Source organism: Pseudoalteromonas obscura (genome assembly GCF_030135505.1).
In the GTDB taxonomy this organism is placed as follows: Bacteria; Pseudomonadota; Gammaproteobacteria; order Enterobacterales; family Alteromonadaceae; genus Pseudoalteromonas; species Pseudoalteromonas obscura.
This window is the reverse complement of sequence record NZ_JASJUT010000018.1, coordinates 1-18,440: the sequence shown is the minus strand read 5'-3', so window position 1 is coordinate 18,440 and position 18,440 is coordinate 1. Positions and strand designations below refer to the sequence as shown.

Here is an 18,440-nt window from a genome sequence, read left to right as displayed (position 1 = left end):
CTTACAGTGTTATTTCTTGCTAGTAAATCCTGGTAGGTTTGCAAGCTGCGCACCTAAGTAGTTTTGAGTTTGTTGCATTTGCGCTATCAAAACGTCTAGGCCAGCATATTGTTTCCTTAACCTATCTTCCAGAGATTGCATTCTATACTCATGGTTTACGACATCGTCTTCAAGGTCTTTAATCTGACCATTAAGGCTGTCTTCCCTTTGTTTTAGCAAACCACCTGAATCTACGTAGTTGCCAAGTAACGATTCGAGTTCTTTGGCAACCCCATTAGGTCCTGCAAACGCTGTGCCAATATCGTCAAAATTAGAATCCATTGCGTCATTCAAACTGCGTACTAGCGATGACTTTTCAAGGTAGCCCTCTTTATCTACGCCCAAACCAATATCAAATATCGATCCGAAGGGACCGGCATCGGTTAACGGTTTAGAGAGTGCTGATACTAATTGATCATCTAAACTACGCATAGATGAATCACCATTTAATGGCCTACCTATTCTCGTCTGAAAGCCAATCTGGCCAATAACTGCATTATAGTTGGTAATGAGCTCATCAATTAATGTATTGACCGACTCTCTGTCATATTCAACACTTAGTTTAGCCGTTTCGTACACGGATGTGGTTGCATCTTGAACGCTTTTTGCCTTTGCTGTGATGGTCATATCTTGCACAGCATCTTTAAAGGTATTAGTAGAGCTCGTTACTTCCAAGCCATCTACGGTAATTTTTGCGTTTTGTGCTTTATCACCATCAGCAATGGTCATCCCACCAGCTGGGTTATTTGTTGCATCATGGGTTTCTAGCGCATCCATTTCGGACGTATCACTGGTAATTACCAAGTCATTACCATCCCCAGTTATGCTAGACGTTAACACCAATTTACTGCCAACCGTCGGATCACCGGTGTTGACTATGTTCGCAGTGAGGCCAAAGTTATTGGTGTCGGCATTGATGGCATCTCGTAACTGATTGAGTGTCATGCCTGCTGTGACAGTTAGGTCAAAGGAATTGGTGCCCGCTGCAAACGACAAGGTGCCGCCTGATGCACTGACTACGGTGTCACTGGACGCAAACGCGTTGTCCGCGGTTACAGCGCGACTACCTTGAGCAAGTTGTGTTACTGCAATGTCAAAGTTACCAACTGAAATATCTGACGTTGGTGTAACACTGATGATATCACCGCTTGTAGGCTGCGTAATATTTGCAACCCTTTTGTTGAAGTTTGTGATATCTGCCAATTTTTCGACAGTATCGTTAAGTTTGGAGATAGCAGACTTCACTTCGCCAACCGCCGATAACTCGACTTTGAGCGCTTCGTCCTTTATTGCGAACTGTTGCATCTTGGGCCTATTTTCAGCATCAACAGACGCTTTAATAATGCTTTCAAGATCTAACCCTGAGCCTACACCAGCAGATGTAATAAGTGGCATTTTGCTACCTCCAACTAACAATCAAGCTGTTCTATCAAACAGCACACCTTTACCTGATACCTTATCGGCAAATTCATCCAAAGCCTTAGCTACTTCTCGAAACTCTTCAGAAGGAATTTCTCTGATCACCTCATCGCTATCTCTGTCGATCACTCTAATGAAAGGGGGATCCCCATTTTCATCAAACTCAAACGACAAATTCGTCGAAGTCACAGGCAAAACATTACTTAGCCGATCGAGATTGGCTTTCACCTCCTCAAACAATTCAGGTTGTACTTTACCCTCTTCTTCCTTTTTTTCTCGAGATAGTTCAAGCTTGTTATTACCTTCAACAGCTCGTAATGTTTCTTGTCCTTCTTCGGGCTTCGCAATATCAGGAGTTGGCACCATGCCGTTCGCTCCAACTCCAGTAGCAGATTGAACGTCTTTCATAATACACCTCCAAGTAACAAGCCTAATATATAGTATACGTCAAGTTTGTATTGAGTCCCAAACTTGACGCAACCATAGCGCCAAAATTAACCAAGTAGAGAGAGTGCGACCTGAGGTCTTTGGTTAGCCTGACTTAGAATTGAACTACTTGCCTGCTGCAGTATCTGCATTTTAGTTAAGCTAGCAGTTTCGGTAGCAAAGTCTGTGTCTTTGATACGTGAACGTGCAGCTGATAAGTTTTCAGATACATTAGACTGGTTACGAATGGTAGATTGGAATCGGTTTTGAACCGCACCTAACTCCGCACGCTTTTTATCTACTACAGCGATAAGAGAGTCCATACCCGCAAGTACTGCTTGTGCATTTGCTTGAGAAGATACACTGATAGAGCCTGCTTGGAACGTATCACTAAATGTGTAACTATTTGACGCTCCAGAAATCGAGCTCACACCAGACGCCAATCCTGATAAGTTACTACTGCCTACAGCACTTGCAATGCCTGCAATACCTGACAAGGTGAAACCACCGTTTACAGATACGTCATTTGCAGTACTTGATACGTTTTTCATACTAAATGTGATGGTCTGAACTGCATCGGCACCAACCTGAAAGTTAGCGTCATAAGTACCGTCTAACAGATTTTGCCCACCAAAAGTAGTATCTGCCGCAACCCGGTTAACCTCAGCTGATAGAGAGCGGATTTCCTCTTGGATCGCCAATCTATCTTCATCAGTATTTGAACCGTTTGAAGCTTGTTGTGCAAGTGTTCTAATACGTTGGAACATTTGCGTCGTTTCATCTAACGCACCTTCAGCAGTTTGCGCCAATGAAATACCATCGTTTGCATTTCGAATACCTTGATTAAGACCGTTTATCTGGCCTGTTAATCGGTTTGAAATCTGCAAACCTGCCGCGTCATCTTTCGCACTGTTAATACGAGTACCTGATGACAACCTTTGGAATGAAACATCCAAAGAATTTGACGAGTTGTTTAATTGCCTTTGGGCATTCAAAGAACTCACATTGGTGTTTACGTATAAAGCCATAATAGCCTCCGCTTTATCAATTTTGGTCGCTAAAACGGGATACCCCTACCCTGTTTTAGCGATTGTCAGAGTCCTAAAGTTATAGTTCTCTAACTCCGCTATCGACTGATAAAGCGAAAGCTTTAGCTTTATTTGCAAATAATTTTAAAAATAATTTAATTACCCTTGTAATAAGCTCAATGCAGCTTGTGGTCTCTGATTCGCCTGACCCAAGATTGTTTGGCTAGCTTGTTGTAAAATCTGATTTTTAGTAAGCATAGCTGTTTCATGGGCAAAGTCAGCATCTCTAATACGCGATTTTGCAGCTGCTAGGTTTTCAGAGATATTCGATTGGTTACGGATAGTCGATTGGAATCGGTTTTGAACCGCACCTAACTCTGAACGCTTTTTGTCCACAACTGCGATCATAGCATCCATACCAGCCATAACAGCCTGTGCATTCGCTTGCGAAGAAACGCTGATAGAGTCCGCTTGATATACATTACTAAAAGTAAATGAGTTAGAAGCGCCAGAAATAGCACTGACACCACCTGATAGACCAGAAAGGTTGCTGTTACCTACCGCACTCGCAATACCAGCAATACCAGACATAGTAAACCCGCCATTGGCTGCCATTGAGTTTGCTGTGGCACCAACATACTGCATACTAAAGCCAATTGTCTGTACCGCATCAGCACCGACTTGGAAATTAGCAGAGTAGGAGCCATCGAGTAAGTTTTGACCACCAAACGTCGTATCCGTGGCAACACGGTTTACTTCTGCCGCTAGTTGTCTAATTTCCTCTTGAACTGCCAAACGGTCTTCATCAGTATTCGAGCCGTTAGCCGCTTGCTGTGACAAAGTACGAATACGTTGAAACATACTGGTAATTTCGTCCATCGCACCTTCAGCTGTTTGGGCCAGTGAAATCCCGTCGTTTGCATTTCGGTTACCTTGGTTTAGACCCAGTATTTGCGATTGCAAACGGTCTGAGATTTGCAGACCTGCTGCATCGTCTGCAGCACTATTGATACGAAGACCTGAAGATAATCTCTTAAAAGATGTATCTAGTTCTACGCCCGACTGCTGCAACTGTCTTTGTGCATTCAGCGAGCTGACGTTAGTATTTACAAATAAAGCCATGGTTCACTCTCTCTATTCAATGCTCTTATTCAAGAGCAATATATGAGTACAAGAAGGCAATCCGAATCGATAAAGTTTTTAACGATGGGGCAATAAACTGCCACTTGTACAACTATTCAAAGTTTGAATAAGTAAAAGCAAGCTGCATGCCAACTAACAAAAATAATTTTTGACAATATTGAAAAAACAGACTTAAAGGCTTGATTTTTATTTGCTTTATTTATTTTCTTCGTAAAAAAAGGAGGCTAATGCCTCCTTTTTTAAAAGTTTGAGAGTGAGTGTCAATATTTTATTCTAAATATTGGCACGGAAAGTGCTAACATTAATGTGTTCATTGAATACATGAACTGATTTGGATTATAAGCTCCTCCGCTTTACCATCCAATTCCGGTGTCTGTGTTAATACCCCATCAAGCACAGACACCATTTTCATCCTCCGCTTTACTTAGCCTCTACTTTATTAACCTAGAAGACTTAATGCAGCTTGCGGACGTTGGTTTGCTTGACTAAGAATCGTTTGGCTCGCCTGTTGTAGAATCTGCATCTTAGTTAGTGATGCTGTTTCTGTAGCAAAATCAGTATCTTTAATACGAGATTTCGCAGCTGATAGGTTTTCAGCAATATTCGATTGGTTACGGATTGTAGATTGGAAACGGTTTTGAACCGCACCAAGTTCCGCACGTTTTTTATCAACTACGGCAATCAATGAATCCATACCAGCCAGTACAGCCTGTGCATTTGCCTGTGACGATACACTGATCGAACCTGCTTGGAACGTATCACTGAACGTGTAACTGTTCGATGCATTTGAGATAGCACTTACGCCGCTTGACAGGCCTGATAAGTTACTACTCCCTATTGAACTTGCAATACCAGCGATACCAGATAATGTGAAACCACCATTTGCTGAGATATCGTTTGCCGTACCGGCAACATTTTTCATACTAAAGCCGATGGTTTGTACTGCATCTGCACCCACTTGGAAGCTTGCTTCATATGTACCATCTAGCAGGTTTTGACCACCGAAGGTCGTATCTGCCGCAACCCGGTTAACTTCTGAAGATAGAGAACGGATTTCCTCTTGTATTGCTAAACGGTCTTCATCTGTGTTTGAGCCGTTTGAAGCTTGTTGTGCCAATGTACGAATACGTTGGAACATTGAGGTTACTTCATCCATTGCCCCTTCAGCTGTCTGCGCTAAAGAGATACCGTCATTCGCGTTACGGTTACCTTGGTTTAAACCGTTAATTTGTGAAGTTAGACGGTCTGAAATTTGTAGACCTGCCGCATCATCTGCTGCACTGTTGATACGGAAGCCTGATGATAAACGTTTGAATGAAACGTCTAAGGAATTGCCTGAATTGCTTAACTGTCTTTGAGCATTCAATGAACTTACGTTAGTATTTACATAAAGTGCCATGGTAATTCTCCCACTGTAAACTGAGTACTTACTCTCAAACTTATAACTCTCTTGGCCTTCGAGTTATTTAAACTGTCCGGCTTGGTTAATTAAGTTATCGGACGGCAAAAAGTTTCCTTTAGAATTTTTTTAATTTTTTTTATAAACCACTGTATTTAAAAGACTAAAAATGTAATTTACAGCCTTCTAATAATAGAAGGAAAGGACTTTCCGCTTTGACAAATAACCGAGATAAGGCAATGTTTTTATATGTGGGTCAGGGGGTTAACAAGTAAACTTTAATATTTGGCGGGTTTAATAATAAAAAGCCGTCAAATCGATGACGGCTAAATAGTTTATCGAATGTAATCGAGCAAGGACAAATTGGATAATCTGCCGTAAGTCGCCTGGGAAGCCTGAAGTTGCGTTTCGTGTTTAGTTAATTCAGTAATGGCCTCAGCCATATCTAACTCAATCAAATCTGCACGCGCAATTTTATTGTTAATATCCAAATCCGTGTTTGCATCGGTGATCCGTGTGGCGGTATTCATTCTGCCACCTAACCCCGATTGGATCTGAGAAACTCGATTTTTTGCATTTTCCAACCCTATCATTGAGTCCGCCAATACTTGGCGATAATCTTTGTCGGAAAGGTTGGGGTCTTGCACTGCGGTTATGAGGCTTTCCAATGTATTTAATACATTGTCTTTCTCGGGCGTGCCCAGTTCAAAGGTGATCGTATCGGCAGCCCCAGCAGTCCCGGTAAAACTAAACTCCATACCCGCAACTTTAATATTGTTCTCAGTATAAGTACCGGTCTCAAATACCGTTGCACCTTGCATTAGTCGGTAGCTTGGGGGAGCGGTTGTGCCATTGAGCTCTAATTGAAATTCGTTTCTCGTCGCTGGCGCCGTTGGGTCTGGATTGTAATTGGCTTTGTGGAACAGATCGAAAGGGCCTTGTTGTGTAACGTATACATCTGCACTGACAATACCACCAGAAGGTGTAGCCGTGTTGGTTGTGACATTCAGGCGCTGCTCTACACTTTCAAAAACATCATACCCGTTATCACTAGACTTAATCTCAACACCTTCGGCCACTTTAATTTTATGCTGCCCCTGATCGCCTCGATAAGCATATCGATTATTGTTGCTGTCAAATTCATAAGTTCGAGTGTTATCTTGATAACCCGAAAAGATATAACGACCATCTTCCGTTTTGGAGTTCATTAACTCTAGAACAGCAGTTTGAATTGACTCCAGCTCTTCAGAGAGTGCCGCCTTATCAGGCGCGGTCAATGAACCATTACCAGCGTTAACGGTAAGCTCAATCGAGCGAGTCAAAGAATCTTTAATGTTATCAAGCACACCTTCTTGCGTGTCAAGACGGCTTTTTAACATCGTTAAGTTCTTTGTGTACTGTTCATTAGTCTGGATCTTGTCGGAGTAAAGTAATGATCTCGCCATTGCAGAAGGATCATCCGATGCAGTTAATACACGTTTTTGTGTATTAACTTGCTTCATCGAATTATTCACTTCTTGCTGACTGTTCAAGATAGAATTCAAGTTACTTTTGAAAATCATGTTATGAGATAAACGCATAATTACCTCGCAGCACTAAGCAGTGTATCAAACACTGTTCTGGCAGCACTTAAAATTTGTGCTGACGCAGAATAAGATTGTTGGAAACGCAATAGATTTGCCGCCTCTTCGTCTAGGTTCACACCAGCTACCGATTCAAACCACGCCTCAGACTGAGCAGCAAGCGCATCATACGCTGCGCCATTTGTTTTAGCTTGGTTGGCGACTACCCCAATATCGGTAACTAGCCCGGCGTAAGCTTCATTAAATGTTTTTAAATTGTCCGCAACGGCGGTAGTAACCACATTTTGCCTTACTAATTGTCCAGATTGTAATTGACTTAATACCAATCCATTACGGTTATCATCGAAACCGCCTTGGTTGAATTCAATGGTATAAGTATCACCTGTTGATGGCTCACCATCGATATTGAAGTCAAAACCATACCCCGCAAACACACCACCAGCCGACGCCAAGATATTCTCTCTCGGCGCAGGTGCTGTAAATGTCGTTGTACCGCTTGCATCGGTGATCTGGTATTCATCTGGGTTACCCGTTTTCACCAACGTGATCGTGCCATTTGTCAAAGTTGGAGGACTCGTAGCAGCAAAATTACTACTTGCTGGATCTGTACTTGTCACTGTACCGACAGAAATAGTTGCGTTACTCACATTATTGGCTGAAGACTCAGTTCGAATTGGAGACGCAAGCGCTAGACTCTCTGGTCTATCAGTTGCCAGTGTCATGGTGCCAGCCGCCGCTGAGTTCAATTTTATGTCAAACATATCTCCATCATTTGGCGTAGTAGCTGCACCGTTCACATCGGTAAAGCTTATTTGCAAGCCAAATAAATCTGTGCCTGCGGGCGCAGATTGAGAATTTAAAGGGTTTACATAAGGAACTGTCGTCGCAGTGCCAATGGTATTGCCTTGCGCATCAATCGCTGCAACAGTAATTTGGCTTGAACCGGCATCATAAGAGACTCTAAAATCCGTTGCCGGGATCTCGTTACCTTTTCCTGGTTCCAATGTCGCAACGAGCTGGGTTGTACCTGTATTGCTTCTGTGAGGGTAACCAGCTGTGGTCGGAATTGAAAATATATCTCCGCCTAAGTTACCATCTAAATCCATACCGAGTTTATTTTGTTGGTTAAAAGCATCTGCTAAAGATAACGCTATTTGACCCAACTGGTTTTGTGCAGGGATCAATATTTCGTCACGAAATGCCAGTAACCCGCCAATCTTGCCTTGTAATTTGGTTTGATCTACATCCAGCGCAACTGCCGTCCCATCAGTGACATCAAGTTTTAATTCTTTCTTGCTTGGATCGGGGTCGCCATCTAATGAAAACAAGTTAAAACTGCCATTTTCCATCACTACCGACTGACCTGATCCTAAGAAAACCAGCTTCTCGCCATTTGAACCGTCAAGGGTTTCAATATCAACTAACTCTGCCAAATCTTTAATTGCCTGATCACGCTCATTGAGCACTGAGTTTGCATTATCACTATCAGGGTTCGCATTAAGCGCACCTACCTGACCATTCAAATCACTTATTTTTTGAATTAAGTTATTGGCCTCTTGTGAGTAAATTGACAGCTGCTCATTTACGATATTATTTTGGTCGAAAACAATACCAGACAGTCGGTCCATTTGATCAATGAGATTTTGTGCATCGGTGAGAAACAATGAACGCGTCACCGTAGACGACGGCAGGTTCATCGCTTCTTGTAAATTATTAAACAGAGAGTTAATGCTGCTGTTTAAATTATTTGAGTCTTCGCCAAATAGTGTATCAACACGCGTAGACTCAGTCACAAACTGATCATAATAGGACTGACTAGATACATCTCGGTACAACTGCTTTTGCGCAAATTCATTTAGTAAGCGGACGGTTTCACCACGACCCACTTGATTACCAATTAACGTAGCATGTTCAGTACGCTCTCGAATGTACCCAACTGTGTTTAAATTGGCGATGTTTTTACTGGTCGTTTGCAGTAGTTCACTACTTGCTCTTACGCCAGATGTGCCAATATTCATTAAGTTAAAAGACATCTTAGTTTACTCCCTGACGTGCAAATGAGGACACTACTGATTGAAAATGTGACCCACCCAATACATTTTTTATTTTATTCGCATAATTAGGATCAGTCGCATACCCAGCCTGTTGCAGTGCATCTAGGTACTCGCCGGGTTTAGATGCTTTTTGTAGCGCCTCTTCATAGCGAGGATTGGATTGTAGAAAGTCAACGTAGTCGCTAAAACTCTCTTTTAACGAATCATAAGCGCGAAAGTTTGCTTGTTTTTTAACAGGTAAGCCCTGTTCAAATTCGAGTGTCATTTTACTGGCACTGTCTCCTGTCCAGCGGCTATCCGCCTTAATATTGAATAAGTTAAAACTACTATTTCCATCTTGTTTGGAGATAACATGTTTCCCCCAACCAGTTTCCAGCGCCGCTTGTGCCACCATCACAGCAGGGTTTAAGCCTATTTTTTCTGCTGCAGACTTAGCATAACCCCATAGAGTTTTGACAAACTCTTCTGGGCTTTCAAAAGCCTGAGGATCAGCTGGGGTGTCTGCCACACCTTTAACTGTGCTTTTTTCTTCTGCCACATCTTTATCGGGCTGATTAACCGGAGCCTGACCGTTAGCAATGCGATCACTTTGTAGCTCGGCGCCAGTGCGCACAACCGATGAAGGCATATAGCCATTTTTTTCTGGTGACAGCTGCTGCACAATCAAGTCAGCGAGACCTAAACTACCTTTATTCGATAATTCCAATGCCATTTGTTGGTCGTGCATATCACGATAGAATTTGACACTGCTAGAGTTGAAAGGGCTATCTTTGTCTTCGAAAGCCTCATTGGCTTTACGCATACTGGTTAACAGCATTTGAGTAAAAATTGATTCAAACTGCTGTGCAGCTTTTTTTAGCGCTTGTTTTGATGCATCACCATCACCCGCGCTTTTTAACGCATCCTGTCTCAATGAGTTCAGGTTGTTTAAATCAAAAAAGCTTTGATTATGTGTTGGATCAGTATTCATAGTTCAAAAACACGTCGCTAAAAAAGAATATTACTAACAATGCAAATTTTGAGCCAAAAAAAAGCCTCATTAAAATGAGGCTAACTTATTGATTGTTAATTAATCATCATATGACAACAAGTTGACCATGTATTGCACCAGCTTCTTTTAGCGCTTCAAGTATCGCCATTAAATCACCTGGAGCTGCACCTACAGCGTTAATCGCACGAACTAAGTCATCCAAGCTGCTGCCGGGGTCAAAAACAAATGCTCTTGAATCATCTTGGTCTACGTCAACAATGCTTTGACGCGTGACAACAGCATCTGCATCAGTGAGAGGCTGTGGTTGCGAAACATTGGTCTGCTCTGCAATTGTTACCGTTAAACCACCATGAGTAATTGCAGCGGGCTGTAACTTCACATCTTTACCAATTACAATTGTGCCAGTTCTTGAGTTAACAATGATTTTTGCTGATGTATCTGCTGGTTTAAATTCCAAGTTTTCAAGAGTAGAAAGGTAAGCCACACGTTGCGATGGATCTCGAGGCGCAATCACTCTGACTGAAGCTGCATCTAACGCACTGGCGCTGTTTGGTCCAACTAGTTCATTTATCGTATCAGCTAAACGCTTAGCCGTTGTAAAGTCAGGACGATTCAAATTGAATGTGATGTGGTCCCCTTGAGTGAACGGGCTTTTGACGGCACGTTCTACCATACCACCATTTGGAATTCGACCAACTGTGGGTGTATTGATCACCACTCGGCTCCCATCCAGCCCCTCAGCGCCTAACCCACCAACAATCATGCTACCCTGCGCAATCGCATATACATTGCCATCAACACCTTTTAAGAAGGTCTGTAATAACGTACCACCTCTTAGACTACCTGCACTGCCAATTGAAGATACTGTTACGTCAATGCTCTGACCTGGCTTTACAAAAGGTGGTAAGTCTGCGTGAACCGCTACCGCTGCTACATTTTTGATCTTTGGTTTTAAGTTTCCAGGTAAGGTAATACCAAAGCTATTCAACATTGCTTTAAAGCTTTGTTCGGTAAAGCGGCTTTGCTCCCCTGTTCCTGGCAGGCCCACAACTAACCCGTAGCCAATAAGCTGGTTGCTTCTTACCCCTTCGACCACACTAACATCTTTAATGCGTTCAGCAGCTACCTCAACCGATAAGAAGAGTGTGAAGAGTATTACTAGAGTTTGCAGATTACGCATAATTGACTTCCTTAAAATGGCATCAAGGTGCTCATGAAGAACTTGGTCAACCAACCAGCACTTTGAACTTCTTGTGTTTGCCCTTTACCCGAATATTGGATCCGTGCATTTGCAATGCGGTTGGATTCCACTTCATTTTCAGCAGAAACATCCTGCGGTCTGACTAAACCTTCAAGGCGAATAAACTCCTCTCCAGTATTGAGTGTTAACCATTTTTCACCTCGGATCACCAAATTACCATTCGGTAAGACTCTCATTACATTCACTGAGATATTGCCAAATAAGCTGTTTGATTGATTTGCTTGAGCATCGCCCTGATAGGAAGAGTTAGCCCCCATATCTAGTTGAATAGCGTCACCACCAATATTAACTGGAAGATTGCCAAGACCAAGAAATGGATCGACATTGACCTCACTATCTTTGTCTAACTTTGAGTTTGCTGCTTTTGAAGCTTGTGTCGACTCCCTGAGCACCACTGTAATGATGTCGCCCACTCTCACCGCTTTTTTATCCGAGTACAGATCATTCGAATATGAATTGAACAGCGATCCTGTTGAAACTACAGGCTCGGCCTCCATGTCAGGATACATAGGCGCGTAGTAAGGATCATCTCTTACTACATCACTATTTTCTGTTGACATGCAACCACTTAGGCCTAAGCCTAGCGCAACTACCAATATACATTTACGCATGATCTGCCCTACCTTATTAAAGTTGTTGATTGATGTAACTCAGCATTTCGTCAACAGACTTAATCACTTTTGAGTTCATTTCATAAACGCGCTGGGTTTCGATTAGATTCACCAGCTCTTCGGTGACGTTTACATTAGAAGTTTCAAGTGCCCCTTGCACCATTGTGCCAAGACCTTCAACTCCCGGGTTACCTTGAACAGGTGCACCACTTACCGCAGTTTCGGTATATAAGTTTTGACCTATTGGTTCCAAACCTGATGGGTTAATGAAGTCACTGATCACAAGCTGACCGATAACTGTATTTTCTGCTTGTCCATTAATACTGACAGAAACTTCACCATCTTGAGAAATCGTTATCGAATTTGCGTTATCTGGTACCGTCATTTCTGGTTGCACAGGGAAACCAGCACCGGAAGTTACAACACGACCTGTTTCGTCTGTTGTAAACTGACCATTGCGCGAATAAGCAATTGTGCCGTCAGGCATTTGAATTTCAAAAAAGCCAGGGCCTTGTATCATCCAATCAAGAGAGTTTTCGGTACTTATCATATTACCTTGAGAAAAATTCTTTTGGTTGGCAACTACCTTTGAGCCAGCACCGAGCATTAAACCCGAAGGGAGTTCGGTATCTTGCGATGAACGTCCACCCGGCTGGTTAATATTTTGATAGAGTAAATCTTCAAATATTGCTCGGCTCTTTTTATAACCAACGGTACTGGCGTTGGCTAAGTTATTCGAAATAACTGAAATGTCAGTTTGCTGGGCGTCGAGCCCTGTTTTACTTATCCACAATGCAGGATTCATAATCTATACCTCACTCTCTTATACTATGCGCAGGAGCGAAGTGTGTCGCTCGTCGATTTCTTCTGCTGACTTCATTAATTTCATTTGCATTTCAAACTGCCTCTGGTGGTTAATCAAATCCACCATCTCATGAACTGGGTTGACGTTGGACATTTCTAAATAGCCGCTCATTACTTTTGCTGTGGGTGATATTTCACAAAAACCACAATGGCCATCTTCAAGCTGGTCTTCTTTTGGTCTAAATAGACCATCATTACCTTTCTCCAGCTTTGTGTTGTCTGCGGTAATAATTTTGAGTCTATCCACGGTTTCCAAAAAATTGGCAGGCGCCCCCTGAGGGCGCACCTGAATTGAGCCATCATCACTAAATACCACTTTATCTATTGGAAGGGGTAAGATGATTGGTCCGCCTTCGCCAATTAATTGACGACCATGACTAGTAACCAAAGAACCATCACTTGTAATGTTTAACGTGCCCACTTTTGTATAGGCTTCTTCACCACTCGCATCCATAACACTTATCCAAGATTTGTCATCAACCGCAATATCCAAATCTCGCCCAGTTTCTGCGACAGCACCACTTAGCATGTTTGTTCCTGGACGCTCTTGCATGGCGAATACACGTGTCGGCAAGCCTTCACCAAACGCTTGCATAGAGCGAGCTTGAGCAAAGTCTGCTTTAAAACCCGTGGTATTAGCATTTGCTAAGTTGTTCGCTTTTAGCGCTACACCGCGTAAGCTTTGTTTAGCTCCAGACATGGCGACATATAGCATTTTATCCATGAGAACGACCTAAAACTGTTCAATATATAGTGATAAAAGCAATATTAGTGCCAAGGTGAGTGTCAAAAAATAAAAAAGCCGCGAATGCGGCTTTTGAAGTGTGGTTGATGTTATCGGATTTGCAATATATTTTGTTGTAGTGTCGAGTTTACTTCCAGTGCCCTTGAGTTTGCTTGGAAGTTCCGCTGCGCACTTATCAAATCAACCAGCTCGTTGGTCAAGTTTACATTCGACTGTTCTAAGGCTGAAGAGTTGATGGACCCTAACGTACCTGAACCCGGTTCACCTGCGATGGGCTCACCTGATGTCAAACTTTTCTTCCACCCTGTATTACCAGCTTCAGTTAGACCTTGCGAGTTAGAAAAACGTACCATTGCTACTTGGCCTAGGAAGGTAGAGTCACCATTACTGTATGAAGCAACGATCTTACCATCCGCGCCGATATCAATACCCGCTAATCGACCAGTCGTCGCACCATCTTGATCAAGCGCCTTAACTTCGAATCGGCTCGCAAACTGAGTTGGGAGTTTTGAGCTGGTATTGGTTTCATCACGCCAGTTCATCTGAATATCTGACGGGAATGTCGCGCCATTAGTCAACAAGCCAGATAAGTTCGTACCGGTAAGTGTTAATGGGTTGAACGTAGTACCCGTATTTGGCACTGCTGGGTTACCTGTATCTTCTGGAAAACCTTGTGCGTTAAAACCAAATTCAGTGATAGGGGTACCAGGAGGCGTTGCGATAAGTGTACCAGTGGCATCAAACTGTTGTCCTCCAAGCGTTGCATATACTTGCCACTCATTTGCATTGGTTGTCGGGTCTTCCTTACGGAAAAAGAATTGCAATGTATGAGGTTCACCCAATGAGTCGTAAATAGTCGTCGACGTCGAGCTGTTATATGACGCGCTCACTGTAGGATCAAACGGTACAGACGGTGCCGTTGCACGTGAATCTAGGTTAAACGAAGAATAAACATTTGTGGTAGCACGAGGTGAACCTGATGCATCCGGAATTTGCAACGCAGAAGAGGTACTCAAACTCACCGAAGTCGTATCACCAGTACTTGGGTCTACAGGGAAGCCTTGTAAGAAGTTACCATTGGCATCAACAATAAAGTTATCTTTATTGAGCTTAAATGCACCGGCTCGTGTAAACGTATAGTCTTGGCCGCCTAATTCCTCACTTGTCGCAAAATAACCTTCACCTGTAATTGCGAGGTCAAGTGAGTTTTGGGTAAAGTTTAAAGAACCTTGGTGAAACTGTTGGGCAACCATTGTCGTTGAAACACCATCACCATTTTTAGTTTTACCTGCACTAAATACTGACGATGCGTAAACTGAAGCGAACTCTGCACGCGACTCTTTAAAGCCTGTCGTATTTACGTTTGCAATGTTGTTAGCTGTGGTATCCAAGTCTTTTTGGGCAGCAGCTAGTCCTGTTAAAGCAATATTAAAACTCATACTCTAATACCTCTACAATTAAGGTTAAAATCTTTTGATTACGCTATTTCTGCAACGTCAGTTAATCTAACTGCACCAGCTTTGGTGTTAATTACAATGCCCTGAGAGCCATTGACGTTAACACTATCAATATTTCTAAAAGTCGCTGTAGGCAAAGATTCAAACTTACCGTTTGTTTGCCCTTCAGCTTTAATCGTATATTCACCAGGAGGAACTGGATCGCCGCTTTGATTTAAACCATCCCACTCAAAACGTGTGGCGCCAACACTCTGTTCCCCTAGCTCTATTTTCCTAACGAGCTCATTTTTGTCGTTAACAATACTCAAAGTGAGCTTTTCAACGGGCTCTGCAACAATGATGGATCCCCGTGACTGCATGCCAGGGCCATGCTCAACAGTGTCAGACTCAAGCAGTGCCTTTTTACCAATTAACGCCGAAGCTTGAAGCGCTGAGTTTGACGTCATCGATGCGGCTAGTGATTCAAACTTGGTATTCAAGTTTGATATTCCCTCAGCCATGGTAAAGTTTGTCATCTGAGAAATCATTTGATCATTGTCAGCAGGTTTACTCGGGTCTTGATAAGACAACTGCTGAGTGAGTAACGCAAAGAAGTCTTCCTGCTTTAACTCATCATTTTTCTCAGTTGGCACTTTTTTATCCGGCCAACGCAACGAGTCTACAAAGGACGAAGTTGCGGAATTGACATCATTACTCATCAGCTATACTCCCAATTAGCGCTGACCAAGCAACAGAGTTTTACTTAACATCTGTTTTGCTGCGTCTGCTACTTGAACATTCGTTTGGTACGAACGTGAGGCGGAGATCATATTTGTCATCTCTTCCACAACATTCACATTCGGTTTATAGATATAACCATCTTTATCAGCACTAGGGTGGTTTGGATTGTATTCAACCTGTAATGGCTTATCGCTCTCTACAATTCCTAAAACCTTAACGCCTACCGAAGAACTCATTGTATTTGGGTGCGCTGCGGCCGCCTTGTTTAACTCAGCGGCAAAAACAGGGTGCCTTGCCCGATACACTTTGTCCTGACTAGAACTGATGCTGTTTGCATTGGATATATTACTGGCAGTGGTGTTCAAGCGAACATTTTGTGCACTCATGCCAGAGCCTGCGATATCAAAAACGTTATATAAACTCATAATTAGGCTCCTTGACCACCACCAAGCGCTTTTTTCAAGCTTTTAAATTTACCACCCAAAAAGTTCAAACTAGCTTGGTACTCTAATGCATTCTGTACATACAAGTTTCGTTCCACTTGTATATCTACTGAGTTGCCATCACCTGTATCTGTTTGATTTGGATTACGAAATAGTTCATCACTGTTAGTCAATCTTGTCCCGCCACTAATGTGTCTTTCGTTGGTTCGGGTCATTTGATTGCCGCTTTGTTGTGCCGTCTTTGCCGCACTGAGTGCTCGACCAAAATCGATGTCTTTTGCTTTGTAACCGGGAGTATCAGCGTTCGCAATATTACTTGCCAAAATCTCGGCTCGTTGAGAACGGATCAACATTGTATGCTGATGCACCCCAAGCGCTTTATCAAAACTAATTGCCATAACCAACTCCAAAAATTTGACTATATACAGATTAATGCAAAAGTAGGACCAACTTTAATTTAAATTAAAACACAACATTTAATCTCTTTACATCAGCAAGTTAGAGTTAAACTTTTAGCTCAAAACCTTTGGCCAATAATGTGTTTTTAACTTTTATATAGCTTTGTATAAGCAGGTTTTATTCCAGAAATTGGAGGGAACTTGATGTAAAGGCCACACGTATTTTATTAAGTTAGTCATGATTGAGTTGTCAATGTAATGACTGGAAGGACCATAGCGTGCACTTGCACATACAAGTTTGCAGTAAAAAGCTGCTGTATGATTAAGAATGGGTGTATGGTATCAAAAGTACTAATATCGAACAGATAAATGCTCCTCACCAGCCTTTAACTTCAAGGAATGCCCTAACAGGCAAGATTCTATTTTCATATGAACGAATTGAGAGCAAAAATAAAAATTTGGATCTAAAAAGAGTCGCAATATTCAAGATACATTGGTGTACTTTACTGATGATATCAGTGTTGAACTGGGTATAACCGTATTCATGATGACATGACACCTAGTTCAGCAGCTGTGTGTCTAGCCGTTAAATTTTTGGAGTCTGAGCTGTATGCAGACTGATTTGAACGACAAAAGACATGGCTTCCTAGCTTAGATGCACTTCTATTTCCATCAAGAGTTAAGCGTCAAACTTGTTGAGGTTAGTAGCCAAAAACATGGATCCTGAAGCGAGTTCAGGATGACGGCATTAAACAACTCAGTTGTATTCCCCCTCCTCGTCACCCTGAACTGGTTTCAGGGTCTAAAGTGTAAAAGGCTACCTACAGCGGACGTATTGAGTACCGTTCTTTTATAACGTACAAAATGTAACGGTAGCGAGCGAAGCAAGCGCCTTCAATTTGCGCAAGTTAGGTGTAAAGGTTTAGCGACAGTGAACGAAGTGAATACGTTTACTTTATGCAAGGTGAAATGAGCTATTTTGACAATTGTTAAGGCAAGCAGCTCTACATCTTAGCTTGTATCGAAAACCCCTAACCAACATCAAAAACATGGATCCTTAAGCGAGTTCAGGATGACGGTATTGAACAACTCAGCTGAATTCCCCCTCCTCGTCACCCTGAACTGGTTTCAGGGTCCATAGTGCAAAGCACTAACGGCGATGAACGCAGTGAATACGTTTACGTTGCGCAAGATGAATAACGAGCAAGATGAAATGAGCCGTTTTGACCGCTGATGAGGGACTATATTTAAGAGGAGTAAAGGGTGAAAGCTGTGAAGGTTGCTCCCCTCACCTTGCGCTAATTCGTCTCTTTATCAATGTGCGTGACCTCTGCAATATTCGAGATGATTCAGCACGAAAAAAGCCCGACTCTTTCGAATCGGGCTTTCTTTTATTTGGCGCTTGGCAATGTCCTACTTTCACATGGGAAACCCCACACTATCATCGGCGCTATTTCGTTTCACTACTGAGTTCGGCATGGGTTCAGGTGGTTCCAAAATGCTATGTTCACCAAGCAAATTCTTTGCTTTTAGTTTTTATTATTTATTTTTAAATTGGGCCCTGGCGATGTCCTACTTTCACATGGGAAACCCCACACTATCATCGGCGCTATTTCGTTTCACTACTGAGTTCGGCATGGGTTCAGGTGGTTCCAAAATGCTATGTTCACCAGGAAATTCTGTGTGCAAGATGTTTATCAACACCTCACTAAAATCTGGAAGCGTAATTAAATTCTTATCGTCTACTTTCTATTCTTAACTTCTAACAAGTCAAACCACTTTGGCGTTGTATGGTTAAGCCTCACGGGTAATTAGTACGAGTTAGCTCAATGCCTCACAGCACTTCCACATCTCGCCTA

The 18,440-nt window shown here is 42.5% G+C and carries 16 protein-coding genes and 2 rRNA genes; all 18 read right to left on the bottom strand.

Translation table 11 applies throughout. The features are described 5' to 3' along the window. Positions 1-9 precede the first annotated feature (9 nt). The 18 genes from fliD to rrf (QNM18_RS25500) all read right to left on the bottom strand — a co-directional run bounded on the left by fliD (position 10) and on the right by rrf (QNM18_RS25500) (position 18,255). Positions 10-1,434, bottom strand: coding sequence for a flagellar filament capping protein FliD (gene fliD, locus QNM18_RS25585; protein ID WP_211010393.1), 1,425 nt, complete (start codon positions 1,432-1,434; stop codon positions 10-12). Between the two features lie 21 nt (positions 1,435-1,455). Continuing rightward, entirely contained in the window at positions 1,456-1,866 is a 411-nt protein-coding gene (locus tag QNM18_RS25580) for a flagellar protein FlaG (protein ID WP_211010392.1), read from the bottom strand. 86 nt (positions 1,867-1,952) lie between these two features. After that, complete coding sequence (locus QNM18_RS25575; RefSeq protein WP_211010391.1) at positions 1,953-2,912, bottom strand: flagellin N-terminal helical domain-containing protein; 960 nt, start codon at positions 2,910-2,912, stop codon at positions 1,953-1,955. A 159-nt stretch (positions 2,913-3,071) separates the two neighbouring features. Beyond that, positions 3,072-4,034, bottom strand: a complete 963-nt coding sequence (locus QNM18_RS25570; protein WP_211010390.1) for a flagellin N-terminal helical domain-containing protein — start codon at positions 4,032-4,034, stop codon at positions 3,072-3,074. Between the two features lie 460 nt (positions 4,035-4,494). After that, a complete protein-coding gene (locus QNM18_RS25565; RefSeq protein WP_211010389.1) occupies positions 4,495-5,454 on the bottom strand; it encodes a flagellin N-terminal helical domain-containing protein in 960 nt (319 codons plus the stop codon). A 335-nt stretch (positions 5,455-5,789) separates the two neighbouring features. Continuing rightward, positions 5,790-7,034: a flagellar hook-associated protein FlgL gene (gene flgL, locus QNM18_RS25560; protein ID WP_023401747.1), complete on the bottom strand. Its 1,245-nt coding sequence runs from the start codon at positions 7,032-7,034 to the stop codon at positions 5,790-5,792. A gap of 2 nt (positions 7,035-7,036) precedes the next feature. Next, positions 7,037-9,070 carry a flagellar hook-associated protein FlgK gene (gene flgK / locus QNM18_RS25555; RefSeq protein WP_284138802.1) on the bottom strand — a complete coding sequence of 678 codons (2,034 nt, stop codon included), beginning with the start codon at positions 9,068-9,070 and terminating at the stop codon, positions 7,037-7,039. Position 9,071: 1 nt separating this feature from the next. Then, entirely contained in the window at positions 9,072-10,061 is a 990-nt protein-coding gene (flgJ, locus tag QNM18_RS25550) for a flagellar assembly peptidoglycan hydrolase FlgJ (RefSeq protein ID WP_284138801.1), read from the bottom strand. A 106-nt stretch (positions 10,062-10,167) separates the two neighbouring features. Further along, positions 10,168-11,262: a flagellar basal body P-ring protein FlgI gene (locus QNM18_RS25545; RefSeq protein ID WP_211010386.1), complete on the bottom strand. Its 1,095-nt coding sequence runs from the start codon at positions 11,260-11,262 to the stop codon at positions 10,168-10,170. A gap of 11 nt (positions 11,263-11,273) precedes the next feature. Continuing rightward, on the bottom strand, positions 11,274-11,954 hold the full coding sequence (flgH, locus tag QNM18_RS25540) for a flagellar basal body L-ring protein FlgH (protein ID WP_211010385.1): 681 nt from the start codon (positions 11,952-11,954) through the stop codon (positions 11,274-11,276). A 16-nt stretch (positions 11,955-11,970) separates the two neighbouring features. Continuing rightward, positions 11,971-12,759, bottom strand: coding sequence for a flagellar basal-body rod protein FlgG (gene flgG, locus QNM18_RS25535; RefSeq protein WP_211010384.1), 789 nt, complete (start codon positions 12,757-12,759; stop codon positions 11,971-11,973). An 18-nt stretch (positions 12,760-12,777) separates the two neighbouring features. Next, positions 12,778-13,542, bottom strand: coding sequence for a flagellar basal body rod protein FlgF (locus QNM18_RS25530; protein ID WP_211010383.1), 765 nt, complete (start codon positions 13,540-13,542; stop codon positions 12,778-12,780). Between the two features lie 110 nt (positions 13,543-13,652). Next, entirely contained in the window at positions 13,653-15,002 is a 1,350-nt protein-coding gene (flgE, locus tag QNM18_RS25525) for a flagellar hook protein FlgE (RefSeq protein WP_211010382.1), read from the bottom strand. Between the two features lie 38 nt (positions 15,003-15,040). After that, a complete protein-coding gene (locus tag QNM18_RS25520; RefSeq protein ID WP_211010381.1) occupies positions 15,041-15,718 on the bottom strand; it encodes a flagellar hook assembly protein FlgD in 678 nt (225 codons plus the stop codon). Between the two features lie 15 nt (positions 15,719-15,733). Next, positions 15,734-16,165 carry a flagellar basal body rod protein FlgC gene (gene flgC / locus QNM18_RS25515; RefSeq protein ID WP_023401738.1) on the bottom strand — a complete coding sequence of 144 codons (432 nt, stop codon included), beginning with the start codon at positions 16,163-16,165 and terminating at the stop codon, positions 15,734-15,736. Positions 16,166-16,167: 2 nt separating this feature from the next. Beyond that, the gene (gene flgB, locus QNM18_RS25510) at positions 16,168-16,581 is read right to left on the bottom strand and encodes a flagellar basal body rod protein FlgB (RefSeq protein ID WP_023401737.1); all 414 of its coding nucleotides are present in this window, start codon (positions 16,579-16,581) and stop codon (positions 16,168-16,170) included. 1,400 nt (positions 16,582-17,981) lie between these two features. Continuing rightward, positions 17,982-18,096 (bottom strand): 5S ribosomal RNA (gene rrf / locus QNM18_RS25505). Positions 18,097-18,140: 44 nt separating this feature from the next. Beyond that, positions 18,141-18,255, bottom strand: a 5S ribosomal RNA gene (gene rrf, locus QNM18_RS25500). Between the last annotated feature and the right edge of the window lie 185 nt (positions 18,256-18,440).